The following is a 13,950-nucleotide window of genomic DNA, read 5'->3' on the forward strand; positions in this document are numbered from 1 at the left end:
GCGAGCTTGCTCGCGATGACGGCGGCACATCCAACATCAAGGTCGGCTGAACCACCGCTATCGCGAGCAAGCTCGCTCCCACAGGGATGGTCTTATGCCTGTCAACCCCGATCAGGCTCAGGATCAGCAACAACGGCAACAGCAGCGTCTTGAGTATCCGCACGATCCGTCCGCTCCCTGATGAATGACGATATCGCCATCCTAAAACCCCGACGCCCGCGCCGAGCTACTACCTTGGTACTGCCCCGGCGGTACTTTCTGCATATTTCCCCGCGCTCGTGGCCTTCCTATGCTGGCGCTACCTGCAATGGAGGATGTCATGCGCCGGCTCGCACGTTTTGCCCTGGTTTATCTGCTGGCTACGACCACCGCTCAGGCCGGCGATGCCGTGGCGTTGCAAGTGCGCATCGGCTACCTGGGTTATCGTCCCGATCCCGGCCCGCTGCTGTCCAATGTGATTGCCGAACCCACCGATGCCGGGCTGCGCGGCGCCGAGCTGGCGATTGTCGACAGCAACAGCACCGGACGTTTTCTCAAGCACGACTACCGCCTCGAAAGCGCCAGCGTAGACAGCCCCGAAGCGCTGCTCCAGGCCGCCCGCGCCCAGCACGATCGGGGCCTGCGGCTGTTCGTGGTGAATGCACCCGCTACCAGCCTGCGCCAGCTCAGCGCCGCCCTGCCCGACAGCCTGCTGTTCAACGCAGGCAGCCCCGACGACAGCCTGCGCACCAGCGACTGCCTGGGCAACGTGCTGCACACCCTGCCTGATCGGGCGACACTCGCCGATGCGCTGATCCAGTTCAGCGTTGTGCGCAAATGGCAGCGCGCCTTGCTGATCGTCGGCCAGACACCCGCGGACCAGGCCTACGCCGCCGCACTGCGCCGGGCCATGAAGCGTTTCGGCATGAAGATCGTCGCCGAGAAACCCTGGCAGTTCGACAACGACCAGCGCCGCAGTGCCCAGGCCGACATGCCGCTGTTCACCCAGACCGCCGAATACGACGTGGTGCTGGTGGCCGACGAGCGCGGCGATTTTGGCGAGTACGTGCCCTACCAGACGTGGTACCCGCGCCCCGTAGCCGGCACCCAGGGACTGACCCCGACCGGCTGGCACAAGACCGTCGAGACCTACGGTGCGGCGCAGTTGCAAAAACGCTTCGAAGCCTTGGCCGGGCGCTGGATGAACGACCGCGACTTCGCCGCCTGGATCGCCGTGCGCAGCATCGCCGCCGCCGTCGGCAAACTGCGTCACGATGAGCCGTTCGCCATCCGCCAACTGGCCCTCAGCGACCAACTGCCGCTCGACGGTTTCAAGGGCCGCAAGCTCAGCTATCGCCCCTGGAACGGCCAATTGCGTCAACCGATTGCGCTGGTCCAGCCACGCGCCCTGGTCAGTACCTCGCCCCAGGACGGGTTCCTGCACCCCAGCAACGAAATGGACAGCCTGGGCTACGACCAGCCCGAAGTCAGCTGCCGCTACCCCTGATCAATAACAACAACAAGGAAAACGCCATGCGCCGCTCCCTGCTTTGCCAGATCCTCGCCTTCGGCGCTGCGTTGATCGCGGCGGGCCCTGCCGTCGCCGCCATCGCCTGGGTCTCCAACGAGAAAGACAACAGCCTGAGCCTGATCGATATGCAGAGCCTGGAAGTCGTCGACACCCTGCCGGTGGGCCAGCGCCCTCGGGGTCTGCTGCTGTCCCATGACAATCGCCTGCTGTACATCTGCGCCAGCGATTCGGATCGCGTCCAGGTGATGGACGTTGCCACCCGCAAGATCATCAAGGAGTTGCCCTCCGGCAAGGACCCCGAACAGTTCGCCCTGCATCCCAACGATCGTTGGCTCTATGTCTCCAACGAAGACGATGCCCTGGTCACGGTGATCGACACCGAAACCTCCGAAGTACTCGGCCAGATCGCTGTGGGCGTCGAGCCCGAAGGCATGGCCGTCAGTCCCGATGGCAAGTGGGCGGTCAACACCAGCGAGACCACCAATATGCTGCACTGGATCGACACCAGCACCCAGACATTGGCCGACAACACCCTGGTGGACCAGCGGCCGCGCTTCGTCGAATTCAACCGCGACGGTACGCAGCTCTGGGCCTCGGCCGAGATCGGCGGCACCTTGAGCATTCTCGACGTCGCCACCCGCCAGGTACTCAAGACCCTGACCTTCCAGATCAAGGGCGTGCACCCGGACAAGGTCCAACCGGTGGGCATCAAGCTCAGCGCCGACGGCAAGCTGGCATTCGTCGCCCTGGGCCCGGCCAACCATGTCGCGGTGATCGACGCGCAAACCTTCGAAGTGCTGGATTACCTGCTGGTGGGTCGACGGGTCTGGCAGTTGACATTCACCCCGGACCAGAAGCAACTGCTGGCAACCAATGGCGTCAGCGGCGATGTCTCGGTGATCGACGTGCAGAGCCGCAAGGTGCTCAAGTCAGTGAAAGTCGGACGTTATCCGTGGGGCGTGGTGGTCACGCCATGAACGCCTTGGAGGTCAGCGACCTGAGCTTCGCCTACGGCGCGCGCGAAGCCCTGCGCCAGATCAGTTTCAGCCTGCCCGCCGGACGCTTCGCCGCGCTGCTCGGGCCCAACGGTGCCGGCAAGTCGACGCTGATTGCCTTGCTGACGCGCCTGTACGACGTGCAACGCGGGGAGATCCGGGTCGGCGGTCACTCGTTGCAGGGTGCGCCACGCCAGGCCTTGCGCCAGTTGGGGGTGGTGTTCCAGCAAAGCACCCTGGACCTGGACCTGAGCGTCGAACAGAACCTGCGTTATCACCTCGCGCTGCACGGCTTTGCCCGGCGCCAGGCTGACGTCCGGATTGAGCTCGAACTGGCTCGCCAGCACCTGACCGAACGGCGTCACGAGCGGGTGCGCAACCTCAACGGCGGGCATCGGCGCCGGGTGGAAATTGCCCGCGCGCTGCTGCACGAGCCGCGCCTGTTATTGCTCGATGAGCCGAGTGTCGGCCTCGATCCGGCCAGCCGTCAGGCCCTTGGAGAGCATATCCGCCAACTGTGCCGCGAACAGGGCATCAGCGTGCTCTGGACCACGCACCTGCTGGACGAAGTGCAGCCTCGCGATGACTTGCTGATCGTGCATCAGGGGCGGCTGGTCGCCAGCGGTCGCGCCGAGGCGGTTAGCCTGGAACATGGCGGCAGCCTCGGCTCGGCCTTCCATCGATTGACCGCCTCGGGAGTGGCCGCATGAATGCGTATTGGCAATGTTTCAGCGGCATCGTGATGCGCGAATGGCTGCGCTTCGTGTTGCAACGCACGCGGTTGCTCAGTGCCCTGGTACGGCCGTTGTTATGGTTGCTGGTGTTCGCCGCCGGCTTCCGGGCCGCCCTGGGCATTGCGATCATCGCGCCCTACGACACCTACATTCCTTATGAGGTGTACATCGTGCCGGGGCTGGCCTGCATGATCCTGCTGTTCAACGGCATGCAGGGCTCACTGTCGATGGTCTATGACCGGGAAATGGGCAGCATGCGCGTACTGCTCACCAGCCCCCTGCCCCGGGCCTTCCTGTTGGCGAGCAAGTTGCTCGCGACTTCGCTGATCTCGCTGTTGCAGGTCTATGCCTTTCTCGCCATCGCCTGGTTGTATGGCGTCCAGCCTCCGGCCACCGGCCTGCTGCTGGCGCTTCCGGCATTGCTGCTGGTGGCCCTGATGCTCAGTGCCCTCGGCTTGTTGCTGTCCAATGCGATCCGCCAGCTGGAGAACTTCGCCGGGGTGATGAACTTCGTCATCTTCCCGATGTTTTTCCTGTCTTCGGCGCTGTACCCGCTGTGGAAAATGCTCGAGGCCAGTCCGTGGTTGTACTGGCTGTGCGCGGTGAACCCGTTCACCCACGGCGTGGAGCTGGTGCGCTTCGCCCTGTATGGGCAATTCAACCTGCTGGCAATGTCGGTGTGCGTGGGTCTGAGCCTGGTGTTTGCGTTGCTGGCGGTGTGGACGTTCAATCCGCAGCATGCGGCATTGCGCAAGGCGAATTAAAGCTACTGGCAAATATCCCTGTGGGAGCGAGCCTGCTCGCGAAGGCGGTGGATCAGATACATCAATGGCGGCTGGATGACCGCTTTCGCGAGCAGGCTCGCTCCCACAAGGGATTGGTGTGTACGTCCATAATTGGGAAATTACTACTTTAGTACCGGTTTTCCTGTCTATGGTCGCATTCACAAGACCTCGACCGTGACATGTAATGGGCGCATAACAAGAAGGATAAAACCTATGCCCCGTTTGCTCGCGATCGTCTTGCTGGGCCTGTCGCTGAATGTCGCGCAGGCCGACACCTCGCTGTTTTCCCCGCAGGGCTTTCGCATCACTCAATACCGCAGCCCGACGCCCGCCTCCGCAGACAGCGCGCAAACCGTCGACACCGAAGCCTTGCAGCGCCTGCTAAAGCAAACGCCCGCGCCAGTGCTGATCGACGTCTACCGCCGGCCCTGGGTCCAGGGCCGGTTCATCGACACCGAACCCCATGCCAACCTGCCCGGCAGCTTGTGGCTCGCCAACACCGGCGACGGCGAACTGGACGCGACCTGGCAGGACTACTTCACGTTTTACCTGCGCAAAGCCACCGCCGGCCAGGCTGATCAACCGCTGGTCTTTTACTGCCGCTCCGATTGCTGGTTGAGCTGGAACGCGGTAAAACGCGCCGCCGCCTTGGGCTATAAACATCTGTATTGGTACCGCGACGGCCTGGATGCCTGGGAAGCGGCCAACCTGCCCCTGCAAGCGGCCCGCCCCGAACCCTTGCCCTGAATGGCCGAGAGCCGTGCAACTGCCCCAACACGACAATAACGAGGTGAATGGCCATGTATAAAATCCTGATAGCCGACGATCACCCACTGTTTCGCGAAGCCATCCACAACGTCATCAGCGACGGTTTCGCCGGGAGCGAGGTGATGGAAACCGCTGACCTGGACAGCGCCCTGGCGCTGACTCGCGAACACGATGACCTCGACCTGATCCTGCTCGACCTGAACATGCCCGGCATGCACGGCCTCAATGGCCTGATCAATTTGCGCAACGAGGCACCGACCATCCCGGTGGTGATCGTGTCCGCCGAGCAGGACAAGCAGATCGTCCTGCAGGCCATCACCTATGGCGCGGTGGGTTTCATCACCAAGTCGTCGCCACGCGCGCAGATGACCGACGCCATCGAGCAGATCCTCAACGGCAACGTGTACCTGCCGCCAGACATCATCCGCACCCAGAAGAGCCCGACGGGCCGGCGCCTGAACGAGACCCCGGCGTTCCCGCCCGAACTGCTCCAGGCCCTGACCCGCAAGCAACTGCTGGTGCTCGAACGCATGACCAAAGGCGAGTCGAACAAGCAGATCGCCTACACGCTGGACATCGCCGAAACCACGGTCAAGGCCCACGTCTCGGCGATCCTGCGCAAGCTCAACGTGCATAACCGGGTGCAGGCGATTCTCAGTGCGGGGGATATTGATTTCGGGGCTTACCTGCGGCGTTGAACCGCGCTCTGGAGAAGATCGCCCGTGGCGAGGGAGCTTGCTCCCGCTGGGCTGCGCAGCGGCCCCAAACCCAGGCAACGCGGTGTGTCAGTCTGGTTGAGTTGAATGGATGGGAGCTGCTGCGCAGCCCAGCGGGAGCAAGCTCCCTCGCCACAAAAAGCGGTTCTTCTCAACGGCTGGTTGCCTGGCCCAACAAATGACTCATCGCAATCTTCAGCTTCATCGGCCGCACCGGCTTATGCATCAGCGTGTGCCCGCGCTCGCGGATCTGCTGCTTGAGTTCGTTGCTGTAGTTGGCCGTGATCATCATGGCCGGGATCGGTGAGGTGCGGCAGGCGTTGATCCGGGCCACCGCGTCCATGCCATTCTGATCGTGGTCCAGGTGATAGTCGGCAACCAGCAAATCCGCCTCGGCGCGGTAATTGTCCACCTGGCGTGCCAGGTCCTGTTCCGACAGTGCAGTCACCACGCGGCAGCCCCAACCTTCGAGCAAGGTGCGCATGCCGGCACAGATCGCCGCGTCGTTGTCCAGCACCCAGACCCGCGCGCCACGCAGGCGTTCGAGCATCGGCTCGCTCATATCCAGGCACGCCAGCGGCTTGGGTGCGGTAGCGCTGAGCGGCACCTCGATGGCGAACACCGAGCCCTGGCCCGGCCAGGAGCGGACCTTGATCGGATGCCCGAGAATCCCGGCGATCTTCTCGACGATCGCCAATCCCAGGCCGAGTCCGCGATCCTGGTCAGGGCGCTGGACGTCCCCACGCTTGAACTCCTGGAAGATTTCCTCCAGCCGATCCTGGGCAATGCCGATACCGGAATCCCAGACTTCGATCGAGACACGGTTACCGTGACGCCGGCAACCCAGGACCACCCGCCCGCTGGGGGTGTAGCGAATGGCGTTGCTCAACAGGTTGCGCAGGATCCGCGCCAGCAACTGAATGTCGCTGCGCACCAGCACCGAACAAGGCACGAAGCGCAACGCCAGGCCCTCGCTACGCGCAACCTGAAGGTATTCGGCGGCCAGGGTGTCGAGCAGCTCACTGAGGGCGAACGGCGCCACATCGGCCTTGATCACCCCGGCATCCAGCTTGGAAATATCGACCAGGGTGCCCAACAGGTTTTCCACGTCCTGCAGCGAATTGCTGACGTTGCGCACCAGTTGGGCGTTCGCCACCGGTTCGCGGCGTTCGAGCAAGGCGCTGGTGAACAGCCGCGCCGCGTTCAACGGTTGCAGCAGGTCATGGCTGACCGCCGCGAGAAATTTGGTTTTCGACAGGTTGGCCCGCTCGGCCTCGCGCTTGGCTTCGCGCAGGCGCAGCTCGACTCGGCTGCGTTCGTCGATCTCGCGTAGCAACTGGTCGTTGAGCGTGGTCAGCTCGGCCGTGCGCTCCTGCACGCGCTGCTCCAGGTTCTGGTAGGCCTGGTGCAGGGCCTCGGCGGTGCGGCGACGTTCGGTGATGTCGCGGATCAGCACGAAGATGCCCACCACCTCGCCGTTGGCCAGCCGATTGGGCACGTAGGAGCGCAGCATGTAGCGCTCCTGGTTGTTGATGTTGGTCTCGGCGAATTCGAAGGTCACGCTCTCCCCGGCCAACGCTCGGGCTACGTAGGCTTCCAGGCGCTGGTAATGCTGCTCGCTGTGGGCTTCGCGCAGGCTTTGGCCGAGCATCACGCCCCGCGGCCAGCAATACCACTGCTCATAGACCTTGTTGGTGAATTCGTAGACCAGGTCGGCGTTGAGGTAGGCGATCAGTGCCGGTACGTGATCTGTGATCAAGCGGATCCAGCGCTCGCTTTCGCTCAGTGCCTCGGCATGCTGGTAGCGCTCGGTAATGTCAGTGAAGGTATTGACGTAGCCGCCGGTCGGCAGCGGATGAGTCCGGATCTCCAGGACCCGGCCATCGGACAGGCGCTGTTCGCACTCCTGGATCAACCGCCCATTGCCGTCGCGACTGGCCGGCGTCAGCAGTTGCAGCTCACTGTCGGCGATCACCTCGTTGAATGGCCGATGAGCCGCCACCGGCGCCAGGCCGCTGAGCTCCAGAAAACGCCGGTTCCACAATTCCAGTACGCCCTGGGCATTGACCATCGCTACGCCCTGGGACAGGTTGTCCACCGCGCGCTGCAGCAAGTGGGATTTCTGCGCGATGGCTTGCTCACGGCGTACGGTTTCGCTGAGTTTGACGTCAGTGATATCGGTAAACAGGAACACCCGCCCGCCTTCCTGGGTCGGCCGTTCGCTGACCTGCAGCCAGCGGCCGTTCTGCAATCGGTACAGCACCGGCTCATCGGGCTGGCCGCGGGTTTCTTCGCTGAACAGACCATTGGCGGTCATCAGGCGCTTGACCTCGCCAAGGCGCATCCCCGCGATGATCCGCACCCGGCTGTGAGCCCAGAACGCCTTGAAACGGCTGTTGAAGAGGACGATGCGTTGCTGTTCGTCGAACAGCACGAACGCATCGGAAATGCTCTCGATCGCATCGATCAGATGGCGATGGGCGGTTTCCGCCCGCAGCCGGGCTTCGCCCAGCAGATGGTTGCCGGCCTTGAGCTCGGCCATCGCCTGGTTCAAGGCGTCGGTGCGCTCGCGGACCTGTTCGGCCAGCACCACCGAATGCTGGAACGCTGCGTACGGGTCGCTGCCACGGGTCACGCCGGATTCGACCCGCTCGATCAGCGCCGCATTGATGCGCCGCAGCTTGTGGTTGTCGTGTTGCAAGGCGGCGATCTGTGCCTGCAGTTCAGCGATGACCGGGGACGCGATGACGGGCAATGGCAACTCCGGTGAAGGTCTGGTTGATGTGCATGCCATTGAACTGTTCTCCATAGGTGTTGAACCCCATCACCCGTTGTTCGCGCAGGAACTGGCCGATCTGCTCCAGGCCAGCGCTGTCTTCCAGCTCAAGGCGCCTGAGGAAGCAGTCGCAGCCGATGGTCAACAACAAGTCACCCAGGCGCTCCTGCAAGCCGTCAAACAACGCTTGCAGGTTTTGCAGCAGAGGCCCCGGGCGCATGGCCGTGAGCACGATGCCGTTCTCTACGGCGCAATAAAAAGTCAGGCTCAGGTCCGAGTGGACCTGCTGGATCGCCCGCACGTAGTACTGATCGTTGATGCGCACGGCCAGTGGGTGGGCGGCAAATATCCGGTAATCCAGCGCGCTGACCGGCACACCGATATGCCGGGCGTATTCTTCGGCGGCGGGTTCGGCATTGAGTTCGTAGACCCGTCGCGAGGCGCTGTCGGCGCCGGTCACCACCAGCTTCTCCTGACGAGGCAGGATGTGATGGGTGGTGAACACCTCGAACTCCAGCCAGGTATTGATCAGCACCACCACGGCGGCGCCGCTGTGGAACTGGCCTTCAAAGTAGACGTGGGTGTGGGTCAGGTAATTGTCATCGCCGGCCGAGCCACCGAAATGCGGGATGTCGCCCAAGGCTGCGCTCAACGCGGCCAGTACCATTTCCTCGCGACTGGACAGGCCGTCGAGCAAGGTCAAGGCAAAACTGTGGCCCTTGATCGGCGCCAGGACGTTGCTGCGACAGCCACCGGCCAGTCGCTCGACCATCTGCTGGGCGTCGATCAGGCTGAAGTGCTCCATCTCGCCGATCAGCTCGGCGGCAATGGAAAAATGCCGATGATCGAACCCCACCGCCGTCACGCAGTTGCGACCGTAGCCCTGCGGGGTGATTTCCCCGGCGCTGGTGCAACCGACCAGGCGAATCCCGCCGAAACTGCGTGACAGCGCCTGGCCCAGGGCCGGCAAGTTGTATTCGGCGGAACAGAAAAACAGCACGAAACCCAGGTACGGGTGCAACAGCTGTCGCGCCAGTTCCTGGGCCACTTGCTCGACGTCCGTTGCCTGGGACATGGCGCTGACCACACCTTCGCTCTGGGCCTGCTGCATCTGCGCCTCCGACGGTGCGTGATAGAGCCCTGAGTGTACGAACCCGCGCCCGGCGGACGAATGCTACTTGGGTAGCGGGTGGACACTTCCATGGGAGGAGAACCGTGGCGGCCCCGACCGCGATGCGCACGGCAGGGGCTGCCACGAAAACCTGGATTGATGTTTTTGTGGCGAGGGAGCTTGCTCCCGCTGGGGTGCGAAGCAGCCCCGAAAATCTGACTGAATGAGCCTGATATACCTCAATCCCAGTTCAAGGGGCTGCTGCGCACCCCAGCGGGAGCAAGCTCCCTCGCCACGTGCCTTACCAGGTCAGCACAGCCCCCACCGCGAAGGTGTCGGTGTCTTCGTTCTGCGCGCTGGTGTCGTGGCCGTTGATTTCGAACTGGTTGTATTCGGCGACGAGCTTGAGGTTGTCGTTGATGTCATGAAACAGCGCGACACCGCGGGTCTCGTAGTCGGCGCCACTGCCGACCACTCCGTTGCCGTCGTCCTCGGTCTTGCCGTAGGACAGCGCCAGGCGATTCTTGCCGAGCTTGTAGGAACCCTGCAGCAGATATCCCTTGCTATCGACGTTGCGCAGCGTGGCCTCGCCGGCGTTGTTGGTGAAAAACGGGTTGATGCCCTTGGCCTGGAACCCGGAGCCGGTGAGCGAGAGCCCGCCCATCTTCGCTTGCACGCCATAACCCAGGCCTTTTGAGGTGACCGATTCGACACGAGTATCGGTGTTATCCGAGGTCTGGTAGCTGCCGTTCAGCCAGCTGTAGATCTTCGCGCCGCCGAGATCGAACTGGTAGGTGACCTCGCTCTCGGTACGCGGGTTTTCCTGGTAGGCCTTGCCGGTGGCGCTGCTGTCGTTGGTGTCCACCGGGTCCATGATGCCCACCGCCACACGCAACCCGTCCATCACCGGAGTGCGATAGGTGATCTGCGAAGTCGGGAACGGGTATGGGTAGCCGCTGCCGATATTGCCGAACGACACCCCGCCGCCATCCACCAGGCCGAGGGTGTCGCTGACCTGGCCGTAACCGGCGAGCAACTCATCAAGCAAGATGTTGGAACGGGCAAACAGGCCGAAGTCCTTGCCGATCAGCACCTCGCCCCACTCCGGATTGGCGACGGTGCCGTAGAACTGCCGCACGTCGATGGCGGTGTCGGTGCCGTTGGTTTCGCTGTCATTGATGGTCACCCAGAACGAGGCGCGGGCGCCGAGCTTGAGGTCATCGACCTGCTTGCCCATATTGAAGCCCAGGTAGTTGGGCAAAAAGCCCATCTTGACCCGCGACTGGCGCCGGTCGAACTGCTCCCCGGCCCGGTCCACGTCGCTGTTGACATAGAAGGCGTTGATATAGCCGTCGGTGGAAAAAGTGGTCTGGTCCTTGTCGTACAGCATGATTTCGGCTTGCGCCCAGGGCGTCAGGCCCAGGCTCGACAGGCCGGCGATGACCGCAGGCAAAAAACGCAGGCAGGTATTCTTATTGTTGTGCATGGCGCGCTCCGCAACAGGGGACGGGATGTCGGAGGCGATTATCGAAAGGCAACCGGGCGGGTCATACGCTGCCTTGGAGGGGATTACCGGCTGCTTTGGCAGCGCCGGCCCGGCGCGGCAGTTTGGGTGTAAGACGGCGAGGCTGGCGGGCGCGGTACTTTGGGTGGGGGCCGCTGGGTGGTCTGGGAGATCAGTTCATTGGGCAATGGTACCGAGTTGTCTGGTCTAGGGGCTGCTACGCCGCCCAGCGGGAGCAAGCTCCCTCGCCACGGGATTGCTCCCGTCCTCAAGATTGAAGCCATACCCAGCTCTTGTGGCGAGGGAGCTTGCTCCCGCTGGCCTGCGCAGCAGGCCCCCTTGGGAAATGTTAGAACCGCGGTTTGACCGTGGTCCAGTCCGGCCGGTAGCGCCGCATCTGCCGCACATCGTCGCGCTGGCGAATGCCGCAACTGAGGAACTGCTCATGCAGCTTGCCCAGTTGATCGCGGTCCAGCTCCAGGCCAAGGCCCGGCGCCCGGGTGATCTTCACGCAACCGTCGACAAATGCCAGCTTGCCGCCCTTGATCACCTCTTCATCCGGTTCCTGCCAGGGGTAATGGGTATCGCAGGCGTAATCCAGGTTCGGCACCGAAGCCGCCACGTGGGCCATGGCCATGAGGCTGATGCCCAGGTGCGAGTTGGAGTGCATGGACACGCCCAAACCAAAGGTCTCGCACATTTTCGCCAGCATTTGCGTATCGCGCAGCCCGCCCCAGTAATGGTGGTCGGCCAGGACAATCTGCACGCTGTCCTGCGCCACGCTGCGGCGGAACTCGTCGAAGTCGGTGACCACCATGTTGGTCGCCAGCGGCAATCCCGTGCGCTTGTGCAGCGCGGCCATCCCTTCGAGCCCGGGCGTGGGGTCCTCGTAATATTGCAGGTCATCACCGAGCAGCTCGGCCATGCGGATAGAGGTCTCCAGCGACCAGTTGCCATTGGGATCGATGCGCAGCGGCAAGCCAGGAAAAGCCTGTTTCAAGGCCTTGATGCAGGCCACTTCATGCTCCGGCTCCAATGCCCCGGCCTTGAGCTTGATGCTCTTGAAACCGTACTCCTCGATCATCCGTCGGGCCTGGGCGACGATCTGCTGCTCGTTCAGCGCTTCACCCCAACTGTCCGCGGGATACGGTGAATCGATATGCTCGGCGTATTTGAAAAACAGGTAGGCGCTGAACGGCACTTCGTCGCGGATCGCACCGCCCAGCAAATCCACCAGCGGCACATTCAGGTAATGCGCCTGCAAGTCCAGGCAAGCGACTTCGAAAGCGGAATAGGCATTGCTCACTGCCTTGCTCGCGTGGGAGCCCGGCGCCAGTTCCGCCCCGGCGACGCTCGCCGGTTTGTGGGCAGCCACGGTGGCCTGGACGATAGCGCGCAACTGGTTGAGATTGAACGGATCCAGGCCAATCAACTGGCTCTGCACCTGCTGCTGGATCGCCAGGGCCGGCGCATCGCCGTAGCTCTCGCCGAGGCCGATGTAACCGTTGTCGCTTTCGATCTCGATGATCGAGCGCAGCGCGAACGGCTCATGAATGCCGCTGGCGTTGAGCAAAGGTGGATCGCGAAAAGCGATGGGGGTCACGGTAACGCGTTTGATCTTCATGCAGCGGCTCCCGATGGGCCAGGTTTCAGGGCTTGAGATTTGTTCAGCAGGTCAGCTTCGACCGAGTGTTCAGGCTGGCCGGACAGCGCGTCAGGTTTGCCGCGCCCCGGTTGGGTCCGGGCGAAAAAGATCACCACGGCAGCAACCAGCGAGGTGATCGCCAACCCATACAGGCCGCCTTCGATGGAACCGGTGGTCTGCTCCAGGAATCCGAAGGCCGTCGGGGCGACGAAGCCGCCGAGGTTGCCGATGGAATTGATCAAGGCAATCACCGCCGCCGCGATGCGGGCGTCGAGATAGCCTTGGGGGATCGGCCAGAACAGCGCCGAGGCGGCCTTGAAGCCGATGGCCGCGAAACAGATGGCGACGAAGGCGAAGATCGGCCCGCCGGTGGTGGACATGAACATGCCGAACGCGGCGATCACCAGCGTCACCGCGACCCAGGCCTGCTGGAACTTCCACTTGCCGGCCAGGGCAGCGAAGCCATACATCGCGACGATGGAGATGATCCACGGAATCGAGTTGAGCAAGCCGACCTGGAAATCCCCCAGGTTGCCCATCTTCTTGATCATGCTCGGCAGCCAGAACGTGGCGCCATAAATGGTCAGGGCAATGGAAAAATAAATGAAGCAGAACAGCGCGATCTGCCGGTCGGCGAGCAATTTGAACATTGAAGGCTTGATGACCTGGGCGGCTTCCCGCGCCCGCTGCTCTTCGGCGATGGCGGCGATCAACACGGTTTTTTCTTCAGCCGTCAGCCATTTGGCCTGGCTGGGGTGCGATTGCAGCCAGAACCAGACAAACCCGCACAGCACGATAGACGCGCCGCCTTCGATCAGGAACATCCATTGCCAGCCATGCAGGCCCAGCCCGCTGATGTGCAGCAAGGCGCCGGATACCGGCCCGGAAATCACCGAGGCGATTGCCGAACCGCTGAGGAAGATCGCCATCGCCTTGCCGCGCTCGTTGGCCGGCAACCATTGGGTGAAGTAATAGATGATGCCGGGGAAGAAGCCCGCTTCCGCCGCGCCCAGAATGAAGCGCAACACATAGAAACTGGTTTCGCCACGCACGAACGCCATGGCCATGGCGGCCGCGCCCCAGGTGAACATGATGCGCGTCAGCCAGGCCCGGGCGCCGTAGCGCTGCAAGAGCATGTTGGACGGCACCTCGAACAGCGCGTAGCCGATGAAGAACAGCCCGGCACCGAGGCCATAGGCTGCTGCGCCAATGCCCAGGTCGGTTTCCAGGTGGCTGCGGACGAAGCCGATGTTGACGCGGTCGATGTAGTTGACGATGAACATCACCACCACCAACGGCAGGACGTGACGTTTGACCTTGGCCGCGGCGGTGGCCAGGGTCGAGTCCGATACGTGATTCAAGGGTGCCTCCCAATCTTGTTTTTGTGGGGCTTTCTGCTTTTGCGA

At 62.9% G+C, this 13,950-nt stretch carries 11 protein-coding genes; 6 read left to right on the forward strand and 5 right to left on the reverse strand.

Translation table 11 applies throughout. From position 1 onward, the window contains the following. The first annotated feature begins 319 nt into the window (after positions 1 to 319). From M1E16_RS14475 to M1E16_RS14500, 6 genes are all read left to right on the forward strand, one after another. Positions 320 to 1,486: an ABC transporter substrate-binding protein gene (locus M1E16_RS14475; protein WP_458127647.1), complete on the forward strand. Its 1,167-nt coding sequence runs from the start codon at positions 320 to 322 to the stop codon at positions 1,484 to 1,486. A 26-nt stretch (positions 1,487 to 1,512) separates the two neighbouring features. Next, a complete protein-coding gene (locus M1E16_RS14480) occupies positions 1,513 to 2,487 on the forward strand; it encodes a YVTN family beta-propeller repeat protein (protein ID WP_458127648.1) in 975 nt (324 codons plus the stop codon). Next, a complete protein-coding gene (locus M1E16_RS14485; protein ID WP_458127649.1) occupies positions 2,484 to 3,215 on the forward strand; it encodes an ABC transporter ATP-binding protein in 732 nt (243 codons plus the stop codon). The genes M1E16_RS14480 and M1E16_RS14485 overlap by 4 nt, the downstream gene beginning before the upstream one ends. Further along, a complete protein-coding gene (locus tag M1E16_RS14490; protein ID WP_458127650.1) occupies positions 3,212 to 4,003 on the forward strand; it encodes an ABC transporter permease in 792 nt (263 codons plus the stop codon). Before M1E16_RS14485 ends, M1E16_RS14490 begins: the two co-directional genes overlap by 4 nt. Positions 4,004 to 4,237: 234 nt before the next feature. Continuing rightward, complete coding sequence (locus tag M1E16_RS14495; RefSeq protein WP_434600884.1) at positions 4,238 to 4,771, forward strand: PQQ-dependent catabolism-associated CXXCW motif protein; 534 nt, start codon at positions 4,238 to 4,240, stop codon at positions 4,769 to 4,771. Between the two features lie 53 nt (positions 4,772 to 4,824). Beyond that, on the forward strand, positions 4,825 to 5,490 hold the full coding sequence (locus tag M1E16_RS14500) for a response regulator transcription factor (RefSeq protein ID WP_305500841.1): 666 nt from the start codon (positions 4,825 to 4,827) through the stop codon (positions 5,488 to 5,490). Positions 5,491 to 5,659: 169 nt separating this feature from the next. Here the strand turns inward: M1E16_RS14500 and nahK are convergent, their stop codons facing one another. The 5 genes from nahK to M1E16_RS14525 all read right to left on the reverse strand — a co-directional run bounded on the left by nahK (position 5,660) and on the right by M1E16_RS14525 (position 13,827). Continuing rightward, complete coding sequence (gene nahK / locus M1E16_RS14505; RefSeq protein ID WP_458127651.1) at positions 5,660 to 8,302, reverse strand: hybrid sensor histidine kinase/response regulator NahK/ErcS'; 2,643 nt, start codon at positions 8,300 to 8,302, stop codon at positions 5,660 to 5,662. Next, positions 8,232 to 9,395, reverse strand: coding sequence for a nitric oxide-sensing protein NosP (nosP, locus tag M1E16_RS14510; protein ID WP_458127652.1), 1,164 nt, complete (start codon positions 9,393 to 9,395; stop codon positions 8,232 to 8,234). Before nosP ends, nahK begins: the two co-directional genes overlap by 71 nt. Positions 9,396 to 9,696: 301 nt before the next feature. Continuing rightward, the gene (locus M1E16_RS14515) at positions 9,697 to 10,881 is read right to left on the reverse strand and encodes a porin (protein ID WP_458127653.1); all 1,185 of its coding nucleotides are present in this window, start codon (positions 10,879 to 10,881) and stop codon (positions 9,697 to 9,699) included. 367 nt (positions 10,882 to 11,248) lie between these two features. Then, positions 11,249 to 12,523: a glucarate dehydratase family protein gene (locus tag M1E16_RS14520; protein ID WP_434573996.1), complete on the reverse strand. Its 1,275-nt coding sequence runs from the start codon at positions 12,521 to 12,523 to the stop codon at positions 11,249 to 11,251. Continuing rightward, positions 12,520 to 13,827 (reverse strand): MFS transporter, encoded by a 1,308-nt coding sequence (locus M1E16_RS14525; protein ID WP_434631294.1) that lies wholly within the window; start codon positions 13,825 to 13,827, stop codon positions 12,520 to 12,522. The genes M1E16_RS14520 and M1E16_RS14525 overlap by 4 nt, the downstream gene beginning before the upstream one ends. Positions 13,828 to 13,950 lie beyond the last annotated feature (123 nt).

This window comes from Pseudomonas sp. Z2-11, assembly GCF_054161305.1.

Bases quoted from the DNA above. Each gene is read 5' to 3' on its own strand.
- M1E16_RS14485 (WP_458127649.1), top strand. From the start codon at position 2,484: ATGAACGCCTTGGAGGTCAGCGACCTGAGCTTCGCCTACGGCGCGCGC.
- M1E16_RS14495 (WP_434600884.1), top strand. From the start codon at position 4,238: ATGCCCCGTTTGCTCGCGATCGTCTTGCTGGGCCTGTCGCTGAATGTC.
- M1E16_RS14520 (WP_434573996.1), bottom strand. From the start codon at position 12,523: ATGAAGATCAAACGCGTTACCGTGACCCCCATCGCTTTTCGCGATCCA.
- M1E16_RS14525 (WP_434631294.1), bottom strand. From the start codon at position 13,827: ATGTTCATCGTCAACTACATCGACCGCGTCAACATCGGCTTCGTCCGC.
- M1E16_RS14490 (WP_458127650.1), top strand. From the start codon at position 3,212: ATGAATGCGTATTGGCAATGTTTCAGCGGCATCGTGATGCGCGAATGG.
- M1E16_RS14500 (WP_305500841.1), top strand. From the start codon at position 4,825: ATGTATAAAATCCTGATAGCCGACGATCACCCACTGTTTCGCGAAGCC.
- M1E16_RS14515 (WP_458127653.1), bottom strand. From the start codon at position 10,881: ATGCACAACAATAAGAATACCTGCCTGCGTTTTTTGCCTGCGGTCATC.
- M1E16_RS14480 (WP_458127648.1), top strand. From the start codon at position 1,513: ATGCGCCGCTCCCTGCTTTGCCAGATCCTCGCCTTCGGCGCTGCGTTG.
- nosP (WP_458127652.1), bottom strand. From the start codon at position 9,395: ATGCAGCAGGCCCAGAGCGAAGGTGTGGTCAGCGCCATGTCCCAGGCA.
- nahK (WP_458127651.1), bottom strand. From the start codon at position 8,302: ATGGCATGCACATCAACCAGACCTTCACCGGAGTTGCCATTGCCCGTC.
- M1E16_RS14475 (WP_458127647.1), top strand. From the start codon at position 320: ATGCGCCGGCTCGCACGTTTTGCCCTGGTTTATCTGCTGGCTACGACC.